General features: G+C 68.1%; 21 protein-coding genes. 17 read left to right on the forward strand and 4 right to left on the reverse strand.

Annotated elements, in window-relative coordinates; translation table 11 throughout:
* Positions 1–100 precede the first annotated feature (100 nt).
* The 17 genes from AB0I34_RS27545 (at position 101) to AB0I34_RS27625 (ending at position 18,762) form a co-directional block, all read left to right on the forward strand.
* The gene (locus AB0I34_RS27545) at positions 101–1,414 is read left to right on the forward strand and encodes a geranylgeranyl reductase family protein (protein WP_360450341.1); all 1,314 of its coding nucleotides are present in this window, start codon (positions 101–103) and stop codon (positions 1,412–1,414) included.
* Positions 1,415–1,522: 108 nt separating this feature from the next.
* The gene (locus tag AB0I34_RS27550) at positions 1,523–1,882 is read left to right on the forward strand and encodes an NADH-quinone oxidoreductase subunit A (RefSeq protein ID WP_360450344.1); all 360 of its coding nucleotides are present in this window, start codon (positions 1,523–1,525) and stop codon (positions 1,880–1,882) included.
* A gap of 3 nt (positions 1,883–1,885) precedes the next feature.
* Positions 1,886–2,440 carry an NADH-quinone oxidoreductase subunit B family protein gene (locus AB0I34_RS27555; protein WP_360450347.1) on the forward strand — a complete coding sequence of 185 codons (555 nt, stop codon included), beginning with the start codon at positions 1,886–1,888 and terminating at the stop codon, positions 2,438–2,440.
* Positions 2,437–3,144, forward strand: a complete 708-nt coding sequence (locus tag AB0I34_RS27560) for an NADH-quinone oxidoreductase subunit C (RefSeq protein WP_360450350.1) — start codon at positions 2,437–2,439, stop codon at positions 3,142–3,144. Before AB0I34_RS27555 ends, AB0I34_RS27560 begins: the two co-directional genes overlap by 4 nt.
* Positions 3,144–4,496, forward strand: a complete 1,353-nt coding sequence (locus tag AB0I34_RS27565) for an NADH-quinone oxidoreductase subunit D (RefSeq protein ID WP_360450353.1) — start codon at positions 3,144–3,146, stop codon at positions 4,494–4,496. Before AB0I34_RS27560 ends, AB0I34_RS27565 begins: the two co-directional genes overlap by 1 nt.
* Positions 4,497–5,225 carry an NADH-quinone oxidoreductase subunit NuoE gene (gene nuoE, locus AB0I34_RS27570; RefSeq protein ID WP_360450356.1) on the forward strand — a complete coding sequence of 243 codons (729 nt, stop codon included), beginning with the start codon at positions 4,497–4,499 and terminating at the stop codon, positions 5,223–5,225.
* Positions 5,226–5,227: 2 nt separating this feature from the next.
* Entirely contained in the window at positions 5,228–6,529 is a 1,302-nt protein-coding gene (gene nuoF, locus AB0I34_RS27575) for an NADH-quinone oxidoreductase subunit NuoF (RefSeq protein WP_360450359.1), read from the forward strand.
* A complete protein-coding gene (locus AB0I34_RS27580; protein WP_360450362.1) occupies positions 6,526–8,955 on the forward strand; it encodes an NADH-quinone oxidoreductase subunit G in 2,430 nt (809 codons plus the stop codon). Before nuoF ends, AB0I34_RS27580 begins: the two co-directional genes overlap by 4 nt.
* On the forward strand, positions 8,952–10,259 hold the full coding sequence (gene nuoH / locus AB0I34_RS27585) for an NADH-quinone oxidoreductase subunit NuoH (protein WP_360450365.1): 1,308 nt from the start codon (positions 8,952–8,954) through the stop codon (positions 10,257–10,259). Before AB0I34_RS27580 ends, nuoH begins: the two co-directional genes overlap by 4 nt.
* The gene (gene nuoI, locus AB0I34_RS27590) at positions 10,252–10,815 is read left to right on the forward strand and encodes an NADH-quinone oxidoreductase subunit NuoI (protein WP_360450368.1); all 564 of its coding nucleotides are present in this window, start codon (positions 10,252–10,254) and stop codon (positions 10,813–10,815) included. The genes nuoH and nuoI overlap by 8 nt, the downstream gene beginning before the upstream one ends.
* Positions 10,812–11,648: an NADH-quinone oxidoreductase subunit J gene (locus AB0I34_RS27595; RefSeq protein WP_360450371.1), complete on the forward strand. Its 837-nt coding sequence runs from the start codon at positions 10,812–10,814 to the stop codon at positions 11,646–11,648. The genes nuoI and AB0I34_RS27595 overlap by 4 nt, the downstream gene beginning before the upstream one ends.
* Positions 11,645–11,944: an NADH-quinone oxidoreductase subunit NuoK gene (nuoK, locus tag AB0I34_RS27600; RefSeq protein WP_132411663.1), complete on the forward strand. Its 300-nt coding sequence runs from the start codon at positions 11,645–11,647 to the stop codon at positions 11,942–11,944. Before AB0I34_RS27595 ends, nuoK begins: the two co-directional genes overlap by 4 nt.
* Positions 11,945–11,955: 11 nt before the next feature.
* Positions 11,956–13,827, forward strand: a complete 1,872-nt coding sequence (gene nuoL / locus AB0I34_RS27605; RefSeq protein WP_360450373.1) for an NADH-quinone oxidoreductase subunit L — start codon at positions 11,956–11,958, stop codon at positions 13,825–13,827.
* The gene (locus AB0I34_RS27610; protein WP_360450375.1) at positions 13,824–15,347 is read left to right on the forward strand and encodes an NADH-quinone oxidoreductase subunit M; all 1,524 of its coding nucleotides are present in this window, start codon (positions 13,824–13,826) and stop codon (positions 15,345–15,347) included. Before nuoL ends, AB0I34_RS27610 begins: the two co-directional genes overlap by 4 nt.
* Positions 15,344–16,933: an NADH-quinone oxidoreductase subunit NuoN gene (nuoN, locus tag AB0I34_RS27615; RefSeq protein ID WP_360450377.1), complete on the forward strand. Its 1,590-nt coding sequence runs from the start codon at positions 15,344–15,346 to the stop codon at positions 16,931–16,933. The genes AB0I34_RS27610 and nuoN overlap by 4 nt, the downstream gene beginning before the upstream one ends.
* Positions 16,930–17,952: a polyprenyl synthetase family protein gene (locus tag AB0I34_RS27620; RefSeq protein WP_360450380.1), complete on the forward strand. Its 1,023-nt coding sequence runs from the start codon at positions 16,930–16,932 to the stop codon at positions 17,950–17,952. The genes nuoN and AB0I34_RS27620 overlap by 4 nt, the downstream gene beginning before the upstream one ends.
* Before the next feature lie 252 nt (positions 17,953–18,204).
* The gene (locus AB0I34_RS27625; RefSeq protein WP_360450382.1) at positions 18,205–18,762 is read left to right on the forward strand and encodes a hypothetical protein; all 558 of its coding nucleotides are present in this window, start codon (positions 18,205–18,207) and stop codon (positions 18,760–18,762) included.
* On the opposite strand, the gene AB0I34_RS27630 is transcribed toward AB0I34_RS27625, so the two are convergent.
* From AB0I34_RS27630 to AB0I34_RS27645, 4 genes are read right to left on the reverse strand one after another with little or no spacing between them, the layout of a single operon-like run.
* Entirely contained in the window at positions 18,759–20,267 is a 1,509-nt protein-coding gene (locus AB0I34_RS27630) for a phospholipase D-like domain-containing protein (protein ID WP_360450384.1), read from the reverse strand. The genes AB0I34_RS27625 and AB0I34_RS27630 overlap by 4 nt on opposite strands.
* Positions 20,268–20,295: 28 nt before the next feature.
* Entirely contained in the window at positions 20,296–20,769 is a 474-nt protein-coding gene (locus AB0I34_RS27635) for a cupin domain-containing protein (RefSeq protein ID WP_360450387.1), read from the reverse strand.
* 28 nt (positions 20,770–20,797) lie between these two features.
* Complete coding sequence (locus tag AB0I34_RS27640; RefSeq protein WP_360450389.1) at positions 20,798–22,207, reverse strand: MFS transporter; 1,410 nt, start codon at positions 22,205–22,207, stop codon at positions 20,798–20,800.
* A gap of 45 nt (positions 22,208–22,252) precedes the next feature.
* Positions 22,253–22,735 carry an Rrf2 family transcriptional regulator gene (locus tag AB0I34_RS27645; RefSeq protein WP_360450392.1) on the reverse strand — a complete coding sequence of 161 codons (483 nt, stop codon included), beginning with the start codon at positions 22,733–22,735 and terminating at the stop codon, positions 22,253–22,255.
* Positions 22,736–22,740: the final 5 nt, after the last annotated feature.

Consider the following 22,740-nt stretch of genomic DNA (forward strand, 5'->3'; position numbering starts at 1 on the left):
CGGTTTCGTGTCCGCGTCAGGCAGTCCTAGACTGTCGGGTGACGAGGCTTAGTGAATCCCTTCACGAGCGCACAGCCCCCAAATCAGGCCGGGAATCGAGATGAGCCAGAGCGTGCCGCACGGGCAGCAGGCCGAGACCGCCGATGTGATCGTCGTCGGCGCCGGACCCGCAGGCTCGGCCGCCGCGTACCACCTGGCCAACGCCGGCCTCGACGTCCTGCTGCTGGAGAAGACGGCCTTCCCGCGCGAGAAGGTCTGCGGCGACGGGCTCACCCCGCGCGGCACCAAGCAGCTCATCAACATGGGCATCGACATCTCCGAAGAGGCCGGCTGGATCCGCAACTACGGCCTGCGCATCCAGGGCTCCGGGCATGTCCTGCAACTGGACTGGCCGGACCTGTCCAGCCACCCGAACTACGGGCTGACCCGGAACCGGATGGACTTCGACGACATGCTCGCCCGGCAGGCCGTGAAGGCCGGGGCGCGGCTGCGTGAGCGGACCAACGTGAGCGGCCCGATCCTGGACGACCGGGGTCACATCGTCGGCGTCACCGCGAAGCCGGTGGACGACAACGGCCGGCGGGCCGGAGACGACCTGGAGTTCCGGGCGCCGCTGGTGATGGCCGCCGACGGCAACTCGTCGCGGCTGAGCATCGCGATGGGCCTGCACAAGCGCGACGACCGCCCGATGGGCGTCGCGGTCCGGACGTACTTCACCAGCCCGCGGACCAACGACGACTACCTGGAGTCCTGGCTCGAGCTGTGGGCCGACGACCCGAAGCAGCCCGGTGGCCGTGTGCTGCTGCCCGGGTACGGCTGGATCTTCGGGATGGGCGACGGCACGGTCAACGTCGGTCTCGGCATCCTGAACACCTCCGACGCGTTCGGCAAGGTCGACTACGCCGACCTGCTCAAGCAGTGGCTGAAGAACACGCCGCAGGAGTGGCAGTTCCGCGACGAGTTCCAGACCATTCCGATCCGTGGTGCCGCGCTGCCGATGGGCTTCAACCGGCAGCCGCACTACACCCGCGGCCTGATGCTGCTCGGCGACGCCGGCGGCATGGTCAACCCGTTCAACGGCGAGGGCATCCCGTACGCGATGGAGTCCGGGGCGTTCGCCGCCGAGGTCGCCGCCCAGGCACTGCGCCGGCAGCCGAACCAGCGCGAGCGTGCGCTGACGGCGTACCCGAAGGCGCTGAAGCAGGAGTACGGCGGCTATTACACACTCGGCCGGATCTTCGTGAAGCTGATCGGAAATCCGGAGGTGATGCGGCTGTGCACGAAGTACGGTCTGCCGCGCACCACGCTGATGAAGTTCACCTTGAAGTTGCTCGCGAACCTCACCGACCCGCGTGACGGGGACGTGATGGACAAGATCATCAACGGTCTCACCAAGCTCGCACCGGCGGCCTGACCGGCGGGGCGAGTGAGCTGAGCCACAGCGGTACTGATAACACAGTGCTGTTCCGAAACAGACAGAACAAGACAGACCACCGGCTGAAGGAGAGGGAGCACGAGACCGATGCACCCTTACGTACCGATCCTCGTTCTCGGTGTACTCGCGGCGATCTTCGTGGCGGGCACGCTGGTGACGAGCGCGCTGGTCGGACCCAAGCGCTACAACCGGGCCAAGCTCGACTCCTACGAGTGCGGGATCGAGCCGACCCCGCAGCCGGTCGGTGGCGGGCGCTTCCCGGTGAAGTACTACATCACCGCGATGCTCTTCATCGTGTTCGACATCGAGATCATCTTCCTCTACCCGTGGGCGGTCGCCTTCGACCAGATGGCGCTGTTCGGGTTGGTCGAGATGGTCATCTTCATCGTCACCGTCTTCATCGCGTACGCCTACGTGTGGCGGCGCGGCGGACTGGAGTGGGACTGAGCTATGGGTGTTGAGGAACAGCTTCCGGCCGGCGTACTGCTGACCACGATCGAGGGCCTGTCCGGCTACATGCGCAAGGCCTCGTTGTGGCCGGCAACCTTCGGGCTGGCCTGCTGCGCGATCGAGATGATGACCACCGGTGCGCCGCGCTACGACGCGGCCCGGTTCGGGATGGAGGTCTTCCGGGCGTCGCCGCGGCAGGCCGACCTGATGATCGTGGCCGGCCGGGTGAGCCAGAAGATGGCCCCGGTCCTGCGCCAGATCTACGACCAGATGCCGAACCCGAAGTGGGTGCTGGCGATGGGTGTCTGCGCGTCGTCCGGCGGCATGTTCAACAACTACGCGATCGTGCAGGGCGTGGACCACGTCGTACCGGTCGACATGTATCTGCCCGGCTGCCCGCCGCGGCCGGAGATGCTGCTGGACGCGTTCCTCAAGCTGCACGACCACATCCAGCACAGCAAGCTCGGCGCGAACAAGCGGGCGGAGCTGCAGGAGCGGGAGGTCGCCGCACTGGCCGCCTCGCCGACGATCGAGATGAAGGGGCTGCTTCGGTGAGTGACACGCAACCGGAGAACCTTCCGGCGACGTCCGCGGCCGGGGACGCTCAGACTCCGGCGGCCGAGGTGGTGGACCAGCGCGAGGGCATGTTCGGTGTCCGCGGCACCGGTGACACCTCCGGCTTCGGCGGCTTGCGCCGCCAGGTCGCACTGCCGGGTGGTACGCCGAAGCCGTACGGCTCCTGGTTCGACGGCGCGACCGAGCGCCTGCAGGGCCTGGTCGGCGACGCGGCGATCGAGAAGGTCGTGGTCGACCGCAACGAGCTGACCCTGCACATCAAGCGCGAGGACCTGGTCGAGGTCTGCCGGCACCTGCGCGACGACGAGGCGCTCCGGTTCGAGTTCTGCTCGGGCGTCAGCGGCGTGCACTACCCGAACGAGACCGGCCGCGAGCTGCACGCGGTCTACCACCTGCTCTCGATCACGCACAACCGGCGGATCCGGCTGGAGGTCTCCTGCCCGGACGCCGACCCGCACATCCCGTCGGTCGTCTCGGTCTACCCGGCCAACGACTGGCACGAGCGGGAGACCTGGGACTTCTTCGGCATCATCTTCGACGGACACCCGGCGCTGACCAGGATCCAGATGCCGGACGACTGGCCCGGACACCCGCAGCGCAAGGACTACCCGCTCGGCGGGATCGACGTCGAGTACAAGGGCGCGGTCATCCCGCCGCCCGACACGCGGAGGTCGTACAACTGATGACCCAGACAGAATCGACACAGTCGGACCCGTACGCGACCACTCGCGACACCACCGAGGGCAAGGTCTTCACCGTCACCGGTCAGGACTGGGACTCGGTCGTCGCCGGCCTCGGCGACGAGCCCGAGGAGCGCGTCGTCGTCAACATGGGCCCGCAGCACCCGTCCACCCACGGCGTGCTCCGGCTCATCCTCGAGCTCGAGGGCGAGACGGTGACCGAGGCCCGCTGCGGCATCGGCTACCTGCACACCGGCATCGAGAAGAACATGGAGTTCCGCTCCTGGGTGCAGGGCGTCACGTTCTGCACCCGGATGGACTACCTGTCGCCGTTCTACAACGAGGCGGCCTACAGCCTCGCGGTCGAGCGGCTGCTCGGGATCGAGGACCAGATCCCGGAGAAGGCCAACGTGATGCGGGTGCTCCTGATGGAGCTCAACCGGATCTCGAGCCACCTGGTCTGCATCGCCACCGGTGGCATGGAGATCGGCGCGCTGACCGTGATGACGATCGGGTTCCGCGAGCGCGAGATGACGCTGGACCTGTTCGAGCTGATCACCGGCCTGCGGATGAACCACGCGTTCATCCGGCCGGGCGGTGTCGCCCAGGACCTGCCGCCGGGTGCGCTGGACAAGATCCGCGAGTACATCACCTGGATGAACAAGCACCTGCCCGAGTACGCCGAGCTGTGCAACGCGAACCCGATCTTCAAGGCCCGGCTGCAGAACGTCGGCTACCTGGATCTGGCCGGCTGCATGGCGCTGGGCATCTCGGGTCCGCCGGTGCGCTCGACCGGGTACGCGCTGGACCTGCGCAAGTCCCAGCCGTACTGCGGTTACGAGACGTACGACTTCGACGTACCGACCTGGGACTCGTCGGACTCCTACGGGCGGTTCCGCGTCCGGCTGCAGGAGATGCACGAGTCGCTGAAGATCGTCGAGCAGTGCGCCGACCGGCTGGCCAAGATGGAGGGCGAGCCGGTGATGGTGGCCGACAAGAAGATCGGCTGGCCGAGCCAGCTGGCCGTCGGCACCGACGGGATGGGCAACTCGCTCGACCACATCAAGCACATCATGGGCGAGTCGATGGAAGCGCTGATCCATCACTTCAAGCTGGTCACCGAGGGCTTCCGGGTGCCGGCCGGCCAGGCCTATGTGGCGCTGGAGTCGCCGCGCGGCGAACTGGGCTGCCACCTGGTCTCCGACGGCGGTACCAAGCCGTACCGGGCGCACTTCCGTGACCCGTCCTTCGCAAACCTGCAGGCGATGCCGATCATGTGCGAGGGCGCACAGGTCGCCGACGTGATCGTCGCCGTCGCCAGCCTTGACCCGGTGATGGGTGGAGTGGACCGATAGATGGCCGAGAATCACGCGACTGCGACCGACGTCCCGGTGCCGTACAGCACCGGTGACTCGAAGATCACCGACACCACGATCGCGGAGATGCGCGAGCTGGCCGCCCGGTACCCGGTCGGCCGGTCCGCGCTGCTGCCGATGCTGCACCTGGTGCAGTCGGTCGAGGGCCGGGTCACCCCGGAGGGCATCGAGGCGTGCGCCGAGATCCTCGGGCTGACCGGTGCCGAGGTGTCCGCGGTGGCGACCTTCTACACGATGTACAAGCGCCGCCCGGTCGGTGACTACCACGTCGGGGTCTGCACCAACACGCTGTGCGCCGTGATGGGCGGCGACGTGATCTTCGACCGGCTCAAGCAGCACCTCGACGTCGGCAACGACGAGACCACCGAGGACGGCAAGATCACCCTCGAGCACCTGGAGTGCAACGCCGCCTGCGACTACGCGCCGGTGATGATGGTGAACTGGGAGTTCTTCGACGACATGACGCCGGAGTCGGCCACCCAGCTGGTCGACGACCTGCGTGAGGGCAACGAGGTGAAGTCCCCGCGCGGCGCGACGATCTGCACCTGGAAGGAAGCCGAGCGCGTGCTGGCCGGCTTCCCCGACGGCCGTGCCGACGAGGGCCCGACCGGCGGCAAGGCGACATTGGCCGGCCTCCGCCTGGCCCGCGAACGCAACTGGACCGCCCCTGGTGGTACGCAGGGTGCCGACACCCAGAAGGAGGACTGACCATGCTGACCCCGGTACTGTCCGACAACTGGGACCAGATCCGTTCCTGGCAACTGGCGTCGTACCAGCGGTCCGGCGGGTACGAAGCTCTGCGTACCGCGCTGCGGATGCAGCCGGCCGACGTGGTGAACGCCGTCAAGGACTCCGGACTGCGCGGCCGTGGCGGCGCGGGCTTCCCGACCGGGATGAAGTGGTCGTTCATCCCGCAGGACAACCCGAAGCCGAAGTACCTGGTGGTGAACGCGGACGAGTCCGAGCCGGGCACCTGCAAGGACATCCCGCTGATGCTCGCCTCGCCGCACACGCTGGTCGAGGGCGTCATCATCGCGTCCTACGCGATCCGCGCGTCGGTCGCGTTCATCTATGTCCGCGGTGAGGTTCTGCACGTCGTCCGCCGGTTGCAGCAGGCGGTCGCCGAGGCGAAGGAAGCCGGCTTCATCGGCACCGACATCCTCGGCACCGGCTACGACCTGGACGTGATCGTGCACGCCGGCGCCGGCGCCTACATCTGCGGCGAGGAGACGGCGCTGCTCGACTCGCTGGAAGGTCGTCGCGGTCAACCTCGGCTGCGTCCCCCCTTCCCGGCCGTGGCCGGTCTGTACGGAAGCCCCACTGTCATCAACAACGTCGAGTCGATCGCATCGGTTCCCGTCATCATCAAGAACGGCGCCGACTGGTTCTCCTCGATGGGCACCGAGAAGTCCAAGGGCATGACGCTGTATTCGCTGTCCGGGCACGTCACCCGCCCGGGACAGTACGAGGCGCCGATGGGCATCACGCTGCGGCAACTGATCGACCTGGCCGGCGGGGTCCGGGAGGGCCACGAGCTGAAGTTCTGGACTCCGGGTGGTTCGTCCACGCCGCTGCTGACCGCCGAGCATCTCGACATCCCGCTGGACTACGAGGGCGTCGGCGCGGCCGGCTCGATGCTCGGCACCAAGGCGCTGCAGATCTTCGACGAGACGACCTGCGTGGTGCGCTCGGTGCTGCGCTGGACCGAGTTCTACAAGCACGAGTCCTGCGGCAAGTGCACGCCGTGCCGCGAGGGCACCTGGTGGCTGGTGCAGATCCTCGAGCGGCTCGAGCACGGCAAGGGCAGCAAGGACGACCTGGCCACGCTGCTCGACCTGTGCGAGAACATCACCGGCCGGGCGTTCTGCGCGCTGGCCGATGGTGCGACCGCGCCGATCACCAGCTCGATCCAGCACTTCAAGGACGAGTACCTGGCGCACTTCGAGAACGGCGGCTGCCCGTTCGACCCGATGGCAAGCACAGTCTTCGCTACCGCTGGAGCAAGCGCATGACGATCCAAGCGAACCCACCGGCCGGGTCGGAGGTGGAGCGGACCGATCTGATCACCGTCACCATCGACGACATCGAGGTGAAGGTTCCCAAGAACACCCTGCTGATCCGGGCGGCGGAGCAGATCGGGATCCAGATCCCGCGGTTCTGCGACCACCCGCTGCTCGACCCGGTCGGCGCCTGCCGCCAGTGCCTGGTCGAGATCACCGATGCCGGCAACGGCCGCGGGATGCCGAAGCCGCAGGCCTCCTGCACGATCACCGTCGCCGACGGCATGGTGGTCCGTACCCAGGTGAGCTCGCCGGTGGCGAACAAGGCGCAGCACGGGAACATGGAGTTCCTGCTGATCAACCACCCGCTGGACTGCCCGGTCTGCGACAAGGGCGGCGAGTGCCCGCTGCAGAACCAGGCGATGAGCAACGGGTACGGCGAGTCGCGGTTCCACGAGATCAAGCGGACCTACCCCAAGCCGATCAACATCTCGGCCGAGGTGCTGCTGGACCGCGAGCGCTGCGTGCTGTGTGCGCGCTGCACCCGGTTCTCCGAGCAGATCGCCGGTGACCCGTTCATCGCGCTGGTCGAGCGCGGCGCGCTGCAGCAGGTCGGCATCTACGAGAAGGAGCCGTTCGAGAGCTACTTCTCCGGCAACACCATCCAGATCTGCCCGGTGGGTGCGCTGACCAGCGCGGCGTACCGGTTCCGGTCCCGGCCGTTCGACCTCGTGTCGGTGCCGTCGGTGGCCGAGCACGACTCGTCCGGGGCGGCGATCCGGGTCGACTACCGGCGCGGCAAGGTGATGCGCCGGCTGGCCGGCGACGACCCCGAGGTCAACGAGGAGTGGATCTCCGACAAGGACCGGTTCGCGTTCAACTACGCCACCACCGGTGACCGGCTGACCCACCCGATGATCCGCGAGGACGGCGAGCTGCGGCCGGCGTCCTGGCCGGAGGCGCTGACCTTCGCGGGCGAGAAGCTGACGGCGGCCCGCGGCAACGCGGCGGTGCTGACCGGTGGCCGGCTGACCCTCGAGGACTCCTACGCGTACTCGAAGTTCGCGCGCGTCGTCCTCGGCACGAACGACATCGACTTCCGGTCCCGGCCGCACTCCGTGGAGGAAGTGGACTTCCTCGCCGCCGCGGTCGCCGGCACCGGCCTCGGTACGACGTTCTCCGACCTGGAGAAGGCCGGATCGGTGCTGCTCGTCGGGTTCGAGCCCGAGGAGGAAGCGCCGGCCGTGTTCCTGCGGCTGCGCAAGGGCGTCCGGGCGCATGGCACCAAGGTCTTCAGCGTGGCGGCGTACGCGTCCCGCGGAGTCGAGAAGCTCGACGGCGTGGTCGTCCAGGCATCGCCCGGCACGGAGGCCGCCCTACTGGCCGACCTGGGCAGTGCGGGCGAGGCCGGAGCGGCTGCGCGGGCCGCGCTGGGTTCCGACTCGATCATCATCGTGGGCGAGCGGCTGGCCAGCGTTCCGGGTGGTTACTCGACCGCACTGCGGCTGGCGCTCGACACGGGCGCGCAGCTGGCCTGGATCCCGCGGCGTGCGGGTGACCGGGCTGCCCTCGAGGCCGGTTGCCTCCCGGGGCTGCTGCCCGGTGGCCGGTTGGTGACCGACCCGCAGGCGCGGGTCGACCTCCAGGCCGCGTGGGGTGTGGACAGCCTGCCGTCGAACGTCGGCAAGGACCTGACCGAGATCCTCGCGGCAGCCGGATCGCTGGACGCGCTGGTGGTCGCGGGTGTCGAGATCGACGACCTGCCGGACCCGGCGGCGGCGCTGGCCGCGCTGGAGGCCGCGCCGTTCGTGGTCAGCTTCGAGGTCCGCAAGACGCAGGTGACCGAGTACGCCGACGTCGTCTTCCCGGTGGTTCCGCCGGCGGAGAAGGACGGCACCTTCGTCAACTGGGAGGGCCGCGAGCGGTCGTTCCCGGTGGTACTGAAGGTCGCGGCCGCGATGCCCGACGTACGGGCACTGGCGGCGCTGGCGCAGGAGATGGACCGGTCGCTCGGGTTCAGCACTCCGGCCGGCGCGAAGAAGGAGTACGACGAGCTCGGCCGCTGGGACGGTGACCGCGCGCAGGAGCCGACGTACCAGGCCGGTCCGTCGCTCGGCGCGTTCGACTCCACCCGGCTCGCGACCTGGCGGATGCTGATCGACGACAGCCGCGCGAACGACGGTGAGCCGCACCTGACGGCCACCGCCCGTACGCCGGTCGCCCGGATCTCGCTGACCACGGCGCGCCGGGTCGGTGTCGCCGACGGCGACGAGCTGGTGGTGAGCACGGACGCCGGGTCGATCCGGCTGCCGGTCGTGATCACTCCGATGCCCGACAACGTGGTCTGGCTGCCGACCAACTCGGCCGACTCCCATGTACGCCGGTCGCTGCACGCAGACCATGGCTCGATCGTGACGATCGCCGGAGGGAACGCATGAATATCCCGCTCGCGGTGCCGGACGCCGGGGTCGGCCACGACCCGTGGTGGGTCGTGGGCCTCAAGGTGCTGCTGGTCTTCATCTTCCTGGTCGTGCTGACGCTGTTCAACATCTGGTGGGAGCGCCGGGTCGTGGCCCGGATGCAGCAGCGGATCGGGCCGAACGTGCACGGCCCGCAGGGCCTGCTGCAGTCGCTCGCCGACGGTATGAAGCTGATGTTCAAGGAAGACCTGATGCCGAAGGGCGTGGACAGGTTCGTCTTCGTCGCGGCCCCGGTGATCGTGTCGATCCCGGCCTTCCTGACCTTCGCGGTGATCCCGTTCGGGCCGACGGTGAAGATCCCGTTCACCGACATCTACACCCGGCTGCAGATCACCGACCTGCCGGTCTCGGTGCTGTACGTGATGGCGGTCGCCTCGATCGGCATCTACGGCATCGTGCTCGGCGGCTGGTCGTCCAACTCGACGTACTCGCTGCTCGGTGGCCTGCGGTCCAGCGCGCAGATGATCTCCTACGAGGTCGGCATGGGCCTCGCGCTGGTGACGGTGTTCCTGTTCGCCGGGTCGATGTCCACCTCGGAGATCGTCGCGGCGCAGGGCTCGCACCAGTCGGTCAACCTGTTCGGCGCGGACATCCCGATCCCGGGCTGGTACGCGTTCCTGCTGTTCCCGTCGTTCGTGATCTACGTGGTCTCGATGATCGGCGAGACGAACCGCGCGCCGTTCGACCTGCCGGAGGCCGAGGGCGAGCTGGTGGCCGGCTTCCTGACCGAGTACTCCTCGATGAAGTACGCGATGTTCTTCCTGGCCGAGTACATCAACATGGCGACCGTGTCGGCGCTGGCCACCACGCTGTTCCTGGGCGGCTGGCGGGCACCGTGGCCGATCTCGATCTGGGACGGCGCGAACTCCGGCTTCTGGCCGGTGCTGTGGTTCGTCGGCAAGATGATGTGCTTCATCTTCTTCTACATCTGGCTGCGCGGAACGCTGCCGCGGCTGCGCTACGACCAGTTCATGAAGCTGGGCTGGAAGATCCTGATCCCGGTGTCGCTGGGCTGGATCCTGCTGGTCGCCACCGTCCGCGCGGTCGGCCGCGAGGCGTCCACGCCGCGCACCTGGCTGCTGGTCGCGGCCGGTATCGCCGTACTGCTGGCGCTGATCTCGCTGGCAGTCCCGCAGAAGCCCAAGAACGACAAGACCGAGGACGACGACGGCAAGGACTTCGACGCCTTCGCCGGCGGGTTCCCGGTGCCACCACCGCTCGTCAAGACTCCGAGCCGAAGCGAGGAAGCCCACCGTGGCTAGTGTCAAAGAGTCCATCTGGGACCCGGTAGCCGGGTTCGGGGTCACCTTCCGGACGATGTTCCGCAAGGTGTTCACCGAGCAGTACCCGTTCGAGAAGAAGCCGACCGCGCCACGCTTCCACGGCCGGCACCAGCTGAACCGCTGGCCGGACGGCCTGGAGAAGTGCATCGGCTGTGAGCTGTGCGCCTGGGCCTGCCCGGCGGACGCGATCTATGTCGAGGGCGCGGACAACTCTGACAACGCAGACGGTGGCTCCGGACGCTTCTCCCCGGGCGAGCGGTACGGGCGGGTGTACCAGATCAACTACCTGCGCTGCATCCTCTGCGGCCTGTGCATCGAGGCCTGCCCGACCCGGGCGCTCACGATGACCAACGAGTACGAGCTGGCCGACCGCACCCGCGAGTCCCTCATCTACGAGAAGAAGGACCTGCTGGCACCGATGCTGCCGGGCATGCAGGAGCCGCCGCACGACATGCAGCTGGGCGCCACCGAGAAGGACTACTACCTCGGTCTGACCGGTTCCGTCGTACCCGCCGATGGTGGTGACGCGAAATGATCGGCATGGTCACCGGCGGGCAGTTCGCGTTCTGGATGCTCGCACCGGTCATGGTCCTGGCCGCGATCGCGATGGTGCTGGTCCGCAAGGCGGTGCACTCCGCGCTGCTGCTGGCGACGGTGATGATCTGTCTGGCCCTCCAGTACGCCGCCCAGGACGCGCCGTTCCTGTTCGCGGTGCAGATCATCGTCTACACCGGCGCGATCCTGATGCTGTTCCTGTTCGTGCTGATGCTGGTCGGTGTGGACGCGTCTGACTCCCTGGTCGAGACGATCCGCGGCCAGCGGCTGCTGGCCGGGCTGGCGTTCCTCGGCTTCGCGGTCCTGCTGGTCGCGGCCGTCGGCAACGCGATGTACGGCAACCCGGTCGGGCTGGCCAACGCGCAGCCGGACGGCAACCCGAAGGGCATCGCGCAACTGCTGTTCGGCAAGTACGTGTTCGCCTTCGAGGTCACCTCGGCGCTGCTGATCACCGCGGCCCTGGGCGCGATGATGCTGGCGCACCGCGAGCGGCTGACCAAGAAGCGGACCCAGCGCGACCACGCCGAGGAGCGGATCCGCAAGTACGCCGAGCAGGGGATCCACCCCGGTCCGCTGCCGACCCCGGGTGTTCTGGCCCGGCACAACGCCGTCGACACGCCGGCGCTGCTGCCCGATGGGTCGATCGCACCGACCTCGGTTTCGCGCGTGCTCCAGGCACGTGGCACCGTGTTCCCCGAAGCCGACGAGCGGGCCGACATCGACGAGGTCCTCGACCGCGACGCAGGCGACCAGGTCCGGCCCGAACTCGAAGGCACGGACCTGTCCGGATACGGCGAGGAGGACAAACTGTGAGCACCGAGCCGTACATCGTGCTCGCGGCGATTCTGTTCAGCATCGGGGCGCTCGGCGTCCTGGTGCGCCGCAACGCCATCGTCGTCTTCATGTGCGTCGAGCTGATGCTGAACGCGGCCAACCTCGCGTTCGTCAGCTTCGCCCGCCAGCACGGCAACCTCGACGGCCAGATCGCCGCCTTCTTCGTGATGGTGGTGGCCGCGGCCGAGGTCGTGATCGGGCTGGCGATCATCATGGCCATCTTCCGCACCCGTCGCTCGGCCTCGGTCGACGACGCCAACCTGCTCAAGTACTGAGGTAAGCACCGATGAGTCATGAGCTGACGTGGCTGCTGGTCGCGGTCCCGGCCGTGTCCGCGGCGATCCTGCTGCTGGGTGGCAAGGCCACCAACGCATGGGGTCACCTGCTGGGCACGCTGGCACCGCTGATCTCCTTCGCCTTCGGCGTCGTGCTGTTCGTCCAGATGCAGGGCAAACCCAGCGACGACCGGTCCGAGACGGTCCGGCTGTTCGAGTGGTTCTCGGTCGGCAACATCAAGGTGGAGTTCAGCCTGCTGATCGACCCGCTGTCGATCCTGTTCGTGCTGCTGATCACCGGTGTGGGCTCGCTCATCCACATCTACTCGATCGGCTACATGGAGCACGACGAGCGCAGGCGCCGGTTCTTCGGCTACCTGAACCTGTTCATCGCCTCGATGCTGCTGCTGGTCCTCGCGGCCGACTACCTGGTGGTGTTCGTCGGCTGGGAGGGCGTCGGCCTGGCGTCGTACCTGCTGATCGGGTTCTGGCAGTACAAGAACTCGGCCGCGGTCGCCGCGAAGAAGGCGTTCGTGGTGAACCGGGTCGGTGACATCGGGCTGTCGCTCGCGGTGATGAGCATGTGGGCACTGTTCGGCTCCTCGGCCTTCGCCACAGTGAACGCCGGCGCGGACAAGCTGTCGAGCACCTGGGCCACGCTGCTCGGCCTGATGCTGCTGCTGGCGGCCTGCGGCAAGTCCGCGCAGGTGCCGCTGCAGTCCTGGCTGCTGGACGCGATGGAGGGCCCGACCCCGGTGTCGGCCCTCATTCACGCGGCGACCATGGTCACCGCGGGCGTCTACCTGGTGGTCCGCTCGAGCGCGATCTACGAGGTCACCGACGCGGCGTCCACCGCGGTGGTGGTCGTCGGCACGGTAACCGCGCTGACCGGTGCGATCATCGGTTGCGCCAAGGACGACATCAAGAAGGCACTGGCCGGTTCGACGATGAGCCAGATCGGCTACATGATGCTCGCCGCCGGCCTCGGCCCGGTGGGTTACGTCTTCGCGATCTTCCACCTGCTCACGCACGGCTTCTTCAAGGCCGACATGTTCCTCGGTGCCGGTTCGGTGATGCACGGCATGAACGACGACGTGAACATGCGTCACTACGGCGCCCTGCGGAAGTACATGAGGGTCACCTACGTGACGTTCGCCTTCGGCTACCTGGCGATCCTGGGCATCCCGCCGTTCTCCGGCTTCTTCAGCAAGGACCACATCATCGAGGTCGCCTTCGCGGAGAACACTGTGGTCGGTCTGTGCGCGCTGCTCGGCGCCGGGATCACCGCGTTCTACATGACCAGGCTGATGATGATGACCTTCTTCGGCGAGAAGCGCTGGGAGAAGGACGTCCACCCGCACGAGTCGCCGAACGTGATGACCGGTCCGCTGATCATCCTCGCGATCCTCTCGCTGGTCGGCGGTGCGCTCTACTTCGTCAAGGACTGGATCGTCACCTGGCTGGAGCCGGTGACCGGGTTCGAAGAGGCGCACCCCCCGATGAGCCAGCTGGCGATGACCCTGCTCATCCTCGCGGTCGTGATCGTCGGCGCCGCCATCGGTGTCGTGCTGTTCCGCCGGGACATCCCGCGCGAGGCGCCGGTCCGGGTCTCGCCGGTCACCACCCTCGCGCGCCGTGACCTGTACGGCGACGCACTGAACGAGGCGGTCCTGATGCGTCCGGGCCAGTACCTCACACGGACGCTCGTCTGGTTCGACAACCGTGGTGTGGACGGCTTTGTGAACGGGCTGGCCGCACTGTTCGGTGGGTTGTCCGGCCGGCTCCGCCGATTCCAGACGGGCTTCGTCCGTTCGTACGCACTCAGCATGGTCTTCGGCGCCGCACTCGTGGTCGTCGCCCTCCTCGCGGTGAGGTTGTCGTGAACATCGGTTGGTTGACCCTGTTACTGCTCCTGCCGTTCGTCGGGGCGATAGTGACGATGCTCGTGCCCAAGGCGAAGGCTCTGCTGGCCAAGCAGGTCGCGCTCGGCTTCTCGCTCGTCACGCTGGTGCTGACCGCGATCGTTGCGATCGGCTACCAGCGCAACGGTGCCGAGGACTACGCCGAGACCTACACCTGGATCAAGGCCTTCGGCGCGCACTACGCGCTCGGCCTCGACGGGGTCAGCGTCGTCCTGCTGGTGCTGACCGCGCTGCTGACGCCGGTCGTGCTGATCGCTTCCTGGAACGACGCGCAGAACGGCCGCTGGTCGGAGAAGGCCTTCTTCGCCTGGGTCCTCGGCCTCGAGGCCCTGTCGATCGGCGTGTTCGCCGCCACCGACGTGTTCCTCTTCTACGTGCTGTTCGAGGCGACGCTGATCCCGATGTACTTCCTGATCGGCGGCTTCGGCGGTCCGCAGCGCTCGTACGCCGCGGTGAAGTTCCTGCTGTACTCGCTGCTCGGCGGTCTGCTGATGCTGGCGTCGGTGGTCGGTCTGTACGTCGTCTCGGCGAAGCAGGGCGCCCCGTCGTACCTGCTGTCCGACATGATGAAGCTCGACATGAGCCAGAACACCGAGCGCTGGTTGTTCCTCGGCTTCATGTTCGCGTTCGCGGTGAAGGCGCCGATGGTCCCGTTCCACACCTGGCTGCCGGACGCCGCCGGTGAGGCGACGCCGGGTACGTCGGTCCTGCTGGTCGGCATCCTGGACAAGATCGGCACCTTCGGGATGATCCGGTACTGCCTGGGCCTGTTCCCGAACGCGTCCGAGTGGGCCACCCCGGTCGTCCTGGTGCTGGCGCTGATCTCGGTCCTGTACGGCGCTCTGCTGGCGATCGGGCAGACCGACATCAAGCGGCTGATCGCGTACACCTCGATCTCGCACTTCGGCTTCATCGTGATGGGCATCTTCGCGCTGACGTCGCAGGGCCTGACCGGGTCGACGCTGTACATGTTCAACCACGGTCTCTCCACCGCCGCGCTGTTCCTGGTCGCCGGGTACCTGATCTCCCGGCGCGGATCGGCCCGGATCGCCGACTACGGCGGGGTGGAGAAGGTTGCACCGGTACTGGCCGGCACGTTCCTGTTCGCCGGCCTGTCCAGCCTCGCGCTGCCCGGCATGTCGCCGTTCATCTCCGAGTTCATGGTGCTGGCCGGGACGTTCAGCCGGCACAAGGTGATCGCGGTGATCGCGGTGGTCGGTATCGTGCTGGCCGCGCTCTACATCCTGCTCATGTACCAACGCCTGATGACCGGTCCGGTCCGCGACGGGATCGAGAAGCTCAAGGACCTGAACGTGCGTGAGGTGCTCGCGATCGCTCCGCTGATGGTGCTGATCGTCGGCCTCGGGATCTTCCCGAAGCCGGTGGTCGACATCATCAAGCCGGCGGTGGAGTCGACCATGCAGCACGTCGGTGTGACCGACAAGGCACCGCAGATCCCCGTGACGGAGGGACAGAAGTGATCGCGCACATCCTGCCGCTGGCGGACTTCACCGCGCCGAAGATCGAGTACAGCGAGCTGTCGCCGCTGCTCGTGGTCTTCGGTGCGGCGTGTGTCGGCGTCCTGGCGGAGGCGTTCCTGCCTCGCCCGCTGCGGCACCTGGTGCAGTTGGCGATCACGGTGGTCGCCGTGCTCGTGTCCGGCGTACTGACCGGCTTCCTGATGAACGACAACAAGGAGCTGATCGCTGCGCAGGGTGCGATCTCGGTCGACGGCCCGGCGCTGTTCACCTGGCTGATCCTGCTGGCGCTGACGCTGATCAGCGTGCTGCTGTTCGCCGAGCGGTCGGTCGACGGCGGGCTGTCCGCGTTCGCCGGCCAGGCGGCCGCCGTACCGGGCTCCGAGGCCGAGCGGGAGGGCACCGCGGCCAAGGTCGAGCACACCGAGATCTTCCCGCTGACGCTGTTCGCGGTCGGCGGCATGATGCTGTTCGCGTCGGCCAACGACCTGCTGGTGCTGTTCGTCGCGCTCGAGGTGTTCTCGCTGCCGCTGTACCTGCTCTGCGGCCTGGCGCGTCGTCGCCGGCTGATCTCGCAGGAAGCCGCGATGAAGTACTTCCTGCTCGGTGCGTTCTCCTCGGCGTTCCTGCTGTTCGGCATCGCGCTGCTCTACGGGTACGCCGGCACGATGTCGCTGGGCGGGATCTCGGACGCGCTGGCCACGCAGACCGGCGGTGACTCGATCCTGCTGGCCGGCACCGGTCTGGTGGCTGTCGGCCTGCTGTTCAAGGTCGGCGCCGTACCGTTCCACTCCTGGACCCCGGACGTGTACCAGGGCGCCCCGACCCCGGTCACCGGGTTCATGGCGGCCTGCACCAAGATCGCCGCGTTCATCGGGCTGATGCGGGTCTTCTACGTGGCCCTCGGCGGCACCCGCTGGGACTGGGCCCCGATGATGTGGATCGTCGCGATCCTGACCATGGTGGTCGGTTCGATCGTGGCCATCACCCAGACCGACGTGAAGCGGATGCTGGCCTACTCCTCGATCGCGCACGCCGGCTTCCTGCTGACCGCGTTCGTCGGGCTGGCGCAGGTCGGGAACGGCGTACACAACGGGATCACCTCGACCCAGGCGGTGCTGTTCTACCTGGTCTCCTACGGCTTCCCGACCGTCGGCGCGTTCGCCGTCGTCACGCTGGTGCGCGACGCGGGCGGCGAGGCCACCCACCTGTCCCGGTGGGCCGGACTGGGCAAGAAGTCGCCGCTGCTGGCCGGCATCTTCGCCTTCTTCCTGCTCTCCTTCGCCGGTATCCCGCTGACCGCGGGCTTCACCGGCAAGTGGGCGGTCTTCAGCGCGGCGTGGTCCGGTGGCGCGTGGCCGCTGGTCGTGGTCGCGGTGCTGGCCAGCCTGGTCGCCGCGTTCTTCTACGTCCGCGTGATCGTGCTGATGTTCTTCTCCGACCTCCCGGCCGACGCGCCGGACGTGGTTCTGCCCGGCTGGCAGACCACGAGCGCGGTCGCGCTCGGTCTCGCCGCCACGGTGGTCCTCGGCCTGGTTCCCGGGCCGATGCTCGACCTGGCGGCGCGAGCGGGTGAGTTCATCCGGTGAGTCCGACCCCGCTGCCGGCCGAGAGCCTGGGATTCGCGTTCGCCGACGAGGCGCTCGAGTCCCGGGTTCGCGACGGCCTGGAGTCGGTCGAGCGGGAACTGCACGACGCGACCCAGTCCGAGGCGCCGTTCGTGACGGCGGCCGCGCAGCACGTCATGGTTGCCGGTGGCAAGCGGTTCCGGCCGCTGCTGGTGCTGCTGGCCGCCGAGTTCGGTCCGTCGCCCGCTGCCCCTGAGGTGATCAAGTCGGCGGCCGTGGTCGAGCTGACCCACGTCGCGACCCTGCACCACGACGACGTGATGGACGAGGCGGCGCTCCGGCGTGGTTCGTCCACTGCGAACGCACGGTGGGACAACTCGGTCGCGATCCTGTCCGGCGACTGGCTGTTCGCGCGGGCGTCGGACCTGGTCGCCGATCTCGGCCCGGAGGCGGTCCGGATCCAGGCCCGCACCTTCGGCCGGCTGGTCGAAGGCCAGATCCGCGAGACTCTCGGGGTCGGCGAGGGCCAGGACCCGCTGGCGCACTACCTGTCGGTGGTCGCCGACAAGACTGGCTCGCTGATCGCGACCTCGGCGCTGTTCGGAGCCCGGTACGCCGGTGCGTCCGAGGAGGTCCAGGAATCGCTGCGGGCCTTCGGCGAGGAGATCGGCGTCGCCTTCCAGCTGGCCGACGACATCCTCGACATTGCCTCCGAGTCCGACCAGTCCGGCAAAACACCAGGCACCGACCTCCGCGAAGGCGTTCCGACGCTGCCGGTGCTGATCTTCCGCGCGCAGGCCGACCCCGCTCAGCCCGACGACGCTCGCCTGCTCGAGCTGCTCGACTCCGATCTCTCCGACGACGCCCGGCTGACCGAGACTCTCGAGCTGCTGCAGGCGCACCCGGCGTTCCGTCAGGCCGAGGACGACGTACGCCGCCGCGCGGCCGACGCTCGCAAGCTCCTCGCCGACCTCCCCGACGGGCCGGCCCGCGAGGCCCTCGACTCCCTCTGCGACCTGGTCGTCACCCGCTCCGTCTGAACACCGCTCGCAGCCCGCGGGGTCTGGCCTCCAGCTCCTGGGGTCATAGCGGTGAGAGCTGCCCAGCGCTCGTCCTCGGTCGACTGAAGCGATGGCGGCAACTGCTTCTCCGGTAGCCGTCGCCGCCACGCGCAGGGCCGCGCCTTGCCAGGGGGCGAAGTCTCGTTGCAGCGCCGAAAGAGTCTTGGCGGCGCCGAAAGCGGATTGAAAGGGCTGCGTGGTCCTCTGTCGGTCAGAGACCGGGAGGTGCTGGTGGATACAGTCGAGCAGGTGGAGCGTCCGTGGGTGCTGCGGCGGTGGCCCGCGGTGGCGGGCGCCGCGATGGCGGCGTTCGCGGCGTGGGGGATGGAGAGCGGTGCCGACGTGGCGCCGATCGTGACGGCGTCGGCGTTCTTGTACCTGGGAGCCGCGGCCTTGCAACGCCGGAAGGCTGCCTGGCCGATGTTCGCCGTCAGCTTCGTCGCGGTAGGACTCGGGTCCTACCTCGAGGGCGTCAACGCAACCTGGGTCATGCTGGCCCTCGCCGCCGTACTGGCCGTGTACGGCGTCGTCCGCGGCGCCCTCCGCCCACCCTGGGGCCTGCCCTTGCAGGCAGCGGCTCTAATAGTCCTGGCTGCTGCGGCACTGGTGGCGGTCGAGGCGGATCAGACCGTAGCCGGACTACTCGTGGCGACGGGTCTGCTCGCCCACGCCGCCTGGGACACCTACCACCATCGCACGGGTCGGGTCGTCGTACGTTCGATGTCCGAGTTCTGCGCCGTTCTCGACACCCTCCTCGCCATCGTGGTGCTCGTCGTCACCTTTGCCTAGAAGGAGTTGCGGTGGCGGCGGGGGCGGCCGTCGGGGTCGTAGAGGTGGCGAGCGAGCCAGCCGGCCCAGGTGGACTGGAGGCGGGTGACCGGCTGGGGGTTGTGCGGGCGGATGCGGCCCGCGGGTCGTGGCCCGAGGCAACCATTTGAGTGCCAGTCGTCCAGGGTGGCGGCCGTCTCGCGCCACTGGTCGAAGCCGGCGATCGGGTCGAGCTCGAGGTCGTGGGTGCCCAGATGCTCGGACCACAGCTCCGACCGCAGTGAGCGGGCCAGGTCCTCGGAGTCGACCGCACACGTCAGCTCGCTGTCGTTCGTCCAGGACCGGCGGTTGAAGTTGTCGGACCCACACGTCAACCACTGGTCGTCGACGATGCAGACCTTCGCGTGCACATAGATCGGTACGCCGGCCTCGTTCTCCAGGTTGTAGATCGCCACTCGATCCGACTCCAGCAACCGCATCGCCTCCAGTTGCGCGTAGCGGGCCGGCGGACCACTCACCCTCCCGTCCTGGTACGGATACCGCGGTACGACGCCGATGATCCGCAACCCGGGCGACCGCACCAACGCCTCCCGTAGGCACAGCGTCACCTCTGTGGACCACAGGTACTGATCCTCCACATAGATCAGCGACCGTGCCCGCGCGAAGGCCTTCAGATAGCCACGAGCGACACTGTGCTCCCCACGCGGCGCGAACGGAAACCTCGGATGCTTGTGCGCATACGTCCGCAACACCTGTACGGCGTGCGGCCCGGCCGGCGGCGGATCCGGGAAGGCCTCCGGCAGGTTCGACGGATGCCGAGGCATCCGCGCCAGCCGCTGGATCACCATCCGGTACGGCGTTCTGCGGTCGAGCGGATGGGGATCGTCCCAGCGTTCGACGAAGCAGCGCAGCAGATCACCCACGGCGGGACCCCGGATCTCCACCATGACGTCGTGCCAGGGTGGACGGGATCCGTACCGCACATCCATCGGCGCCGGCTGCGGATCACCCAGATGCCGTTCGTCGTCACGTCGTCCGTGACACAGGTCGATGCCGCCGACGAAGGCGACGTCCGAGGCCGGATCGTCGCGATGCCGGATCACGAACAGCTTCTGGTGGTGCGACGCCAACCGACGGACACGTTGGTCGAGCAGCACCTCCCCGCCGGCCTCGTTCAGCTCGGTGCCGAGCCGCTGGTTCTCCTGCGAATTGAAGTTCATGTGGTCCGAGTGGGACCGCCACAGCAGTGCCCGGACCTCCACTCCGGCGCGGGCCAGGTCGCAGAGCGTCGCACCCAGGCCGGGACCGCCCTCGACCAGGACCTCGTCCGGATCGCCACGCCAGTCGGTGAAGTACACCCGGTCGCCCGGCCGCAGCGCGCGCAGTTCGTCGTACAGCTTTCGGAAGTAGGTCGCGCCGTGCACCAGGGCCTGGACCAGGTTGCCCTCGATCCAGGCCCCGTCGGCGTCGATGTCCGTCGCAGGGTTGCCCCGCTCGGCCGCGGTCAGGAACCAGTCGTGCCTCATCAGTTCCCAGTGCCCGCTATCGGCCACATCATGACTGGCGAGTCTGCCAGGTGGGGCTTTCGATGTAGTGGTTGTCGTAGAGGTCGCTGGTCTGAGCCAGTTCGGCGGCGTCGGTTTCGCCGCGGTAGACGCGTTCCAGGAGGCGGTAGTAGTCGAAGCGCGGCTTCGCGTGGGTGAGGACGAAGAAGACCTCGGTGTTCTCGTCGCCGGCCGCCTCGAAGGCGTGCGGGGTGTTCGGCGGTACGACGAGGAAGTCGCCTTTGGCCAGGGTGATGAGGTCGTCGCCGAGCAGGACACGCAGGCTGCCGGTGAGGACGAAGAACAGTTCGGACGCCTCCTGGTGCTGGTGCGGGGGAGCGCTGTCCTTGCCGGGCCTGAGGATCGAACGGTGGCTGGTCAGGTGACCGCCGGTGTCGGCGACGTCGGCGAACAGGGTGACTCCGGCGGCGGGAAGGACCTCGGCCTCGGCGGCGCGGACCAGGACGGGCGGGTTGGTGCTCATGACAGTTTCTCCTTCAGTAGTTGGGAAATCAGTTGCTGACGGCATCGACCAGGACCGGCGTACGGCGCCGGCCGGTGAGCGCGATCGCGGCGGTGACAACGACCCCGGCCGCGGTGAGCAGAACGGCGAGCCGGAGCCCGTGGGTGGTCGCCGTACGCAGCGACTCGCCGGTCAGGCCGGCCGTGCCGCGGTTGGCGATGGCAACGAGGATCGCGAGACCGACCGCGTTCCCGATCTGCTGACCGGTCGACGCCATCCCTGAGCCGATGCCTTGGTGTTCCGCGGCGACGCCGGTGGACGCGGCGGCGTACATGGTGCTGAACGCGCTGCCCTGGCCGAAGCTGAGGATCAGCAGTGCCGGGACGAGCACGCCGTACGACGCATTGCTCGACAGGACCAGGCCGAGGAGCGCGACGCCGACCGCGGATACGGACAGGCTGACCGCGAGGGTCAGATGGAGGCCGAACCGCGTCGCCAACCGTCCGCCCAGGTTGGAGCCGACGAAGATCGCCAGCATCGGGAGGAGGTACGCCAAGCCCGTCTCCAGCGCGTTGTAGCCCAGGACGTCCTGGAAGTAGACAGTCTCGAAGTACAGCAGCGTTCCGAGCGTCGCGGCGAACAGCAGGATCACGGCGACGCCGTTGCGGAGGTTGCGAACGCGCAGCAATCCCAATGGCAGCAGGGGATCCGGCGACCGGAGCTCGATCAAGACGAACGCCGCCAGCAGTACGACGCCGCCCACGGCCGCGGCCACGCTGACACCGTCCCACCCGGTCGCAGGCCCCTGCACCAACGCGAACACGACCGCGGTGATCCCTGCCGTCGCAGTCACCGCACCAGGTATGTCGAACCTGCGGCGACCGCGATCCGTCCCGTCGATGGGGAGCAGGATCAGCGCCGCCACCACACCGATCGCGGCGAGCGGGACGTTGACGAAGAAGATCGCTGCCCAGCCGAACGACTGGGTCAGGACGCCGCCCAGCAGCGAGCCGAGCGCCATCCCGCTGCCGCCGGCAGCGCCCCAGATCGAGAAGGCCCGGTTGCGTTCCCGGCCCTCCGCGAACAGCGTGCCGATCAGGGACAGCGTGGCGGGCGCGAGGACGGCACCGCCGAATCCCTGCACCGCCCGGGCGCCGACCAGTAGACCCGGCTCGGTCGCGAAACCTCCGGCCAGCGACGAGGCGCCGTACAGGATGAGGCCGGCGGTGAACATCCGGCGCCGGCCGAGGAGGTCGGACATCCGGCCGCCCAGCAGGAGGAACCCGCCGAAGGCGACGGCGTACCCGCTGACCACCCATTGCAGGTTGTGGGCGGCGAAGCCGAGTTCGCGGCCGATGTCCGGGACGGCGACGTACACGATGGTGTAGTCGATCGAGATGATCAGTTGGGCGAACGCGAGCAGGGACAGGATCAGTGGCTTATTCAGGATATTTGACATCCAGAATCAACTCCTGGGTCTGGGCGGAGAGGTGGTGGGTGACGTTCAGGACTTGAGGTTGGCGAACCGGTTCCGGGTGCTGGCGGGAGCGTCCGGAGACGTGCTCACCACCCGCTCCGCGATGTCCGCGATGGTCTGGTCGGCCAACGTACGGCGATAGGTCAGCTCCGCGGTGCGCATCGCCTGGGAGACCACGCAGACCTTGGTGTAGTCGGCCTTCGGGTCGGCGCCCGGGCCCTGTTTCAGGATCTGCGTGCAGCGGAACGCGTCGTCCGGCCCGTCGATCGCGACGACGATGTCGAGCAGGGTGATCTTGTGCGGGTCGCGAGCCAGCTGGAAGCCGCCCTTCGGCCCGGAGACCGAGGTCAGGATGCCGGCCCGGGTGAGGGCCTGGAGCTGTTTGTTCAGGTACGCCGTGGGAAGGTTGTAGAACGCGGCGAGTCGCTTGGCGGTGACCGCCTCGCCGGGCAGCCAGCTGAGATTCACGCAGCTGTGCATCGCCCATTCGACGCCTTCGTTCATCTTCATAACCT

The sequence above is a fragment of the Kribbella sp. NPDC050281 genome, from assembly GCF_040655855.1.
In the GTDB taxonomy this organism is placed as follows: Bacteria; Actinomycetota; Actinomycetes; order Propionibacteriales; family Kribbellaceae; genus Kribbella.

Coding starts and splice junctions, on each gene's coding strand:
- AB0I34_RS27645 (WP_360450392.1), bottom strand. CDS start 22,735: ATGAAGATGAACGAAGGCGTCGAATGGGCGATGCACAGCTGCGTGAAT.
- nuoH (WP_360450365.1), top strand. CDS start 8,952: ATGAATATCCCGCTCGCGGTGCCGGACGCCGGGGTCGGCCACGACCCG.
- AB0I34_RS27565 (WP_360450353.1), top strand. CDS start 3,144: ATGACCCAGACAGAATCGACACAGTCGGACCCGTACGCGACCACTCGC.
- nuoF (WP_360450359.1), top strand. CDS start 5,228: ATGCTGACCCCGGTACTGTCCGACAACTGGGACCAGATCCGTTCCTGG.
- AB0I34_RS27595 (WP_360450371.1), top strand. CDS start 10,812: ATGATCGGCATGGTCACCGGCGGGCAGTTCGCGTTCTGGATGCTCGCA.
- nuoL (WP_360450373.1), top strand. CDS start 11,956: ATGAGTCATGAGCTGACGTGGCTGCTGGTCGCGGTCCCGGCCGTGTCC.
- AB0I34_RS27545 (WP_360450341.1), top strand. CDS start 101: ATGAGCCAGAGCGTGCCGCACGGGCAGCAGGCCGAGACCGCCGATGTG.
- AB0I34_RS27555 (WP_360450347.1), top strand. CDS start 1,886: ATGGGTGTTGAGGAACAGCTTCCGGCCGGCGTACTGCTGACCACGATC.
- AB0I34_RS27640 (WP_360450389.1), bottom strand. CDS start 22,207: ATGTCAAATATCCTGAATAAGCCACTGATCCTGTCCCTGCTCGCGTTC.
- AB0I34_RS27550 (WP_360450344.1), top strand. CDS start 1,523: ATGCACCCTTACGTACCGATCCTCGTTCTCGGTGTACTCGCGGCGATC.
- AB0I34_RS27630 (WP_360450384.1), bottom strand. CDS start 20,267: ATGAGGCACGACTGGTTCCTGACCGCGGCCGAGCGGGGCAACCCTGCG.
- AB0I34_RS27580 (WP_360450362.1), top strand. CDS start 6,526: ATGACGATCCAAGCGAACCCACCGGCCGGGTCGGAGGTGGAGCGGACC.
- AB0I34_RS27635 (WP_360450387.1), bottom strand. CDS start 20,769: ATGAGCACCAACCCGCCCGTCCTGGTCCGCGCCGCCGAGGCCGAGGTC.
- nuoE (WP_360450356.1), top strand. CDS start 4,497: ATGGCCGAGAATCACGCGACTGCGACCGACGTCCCGGTGCCGTACAGC.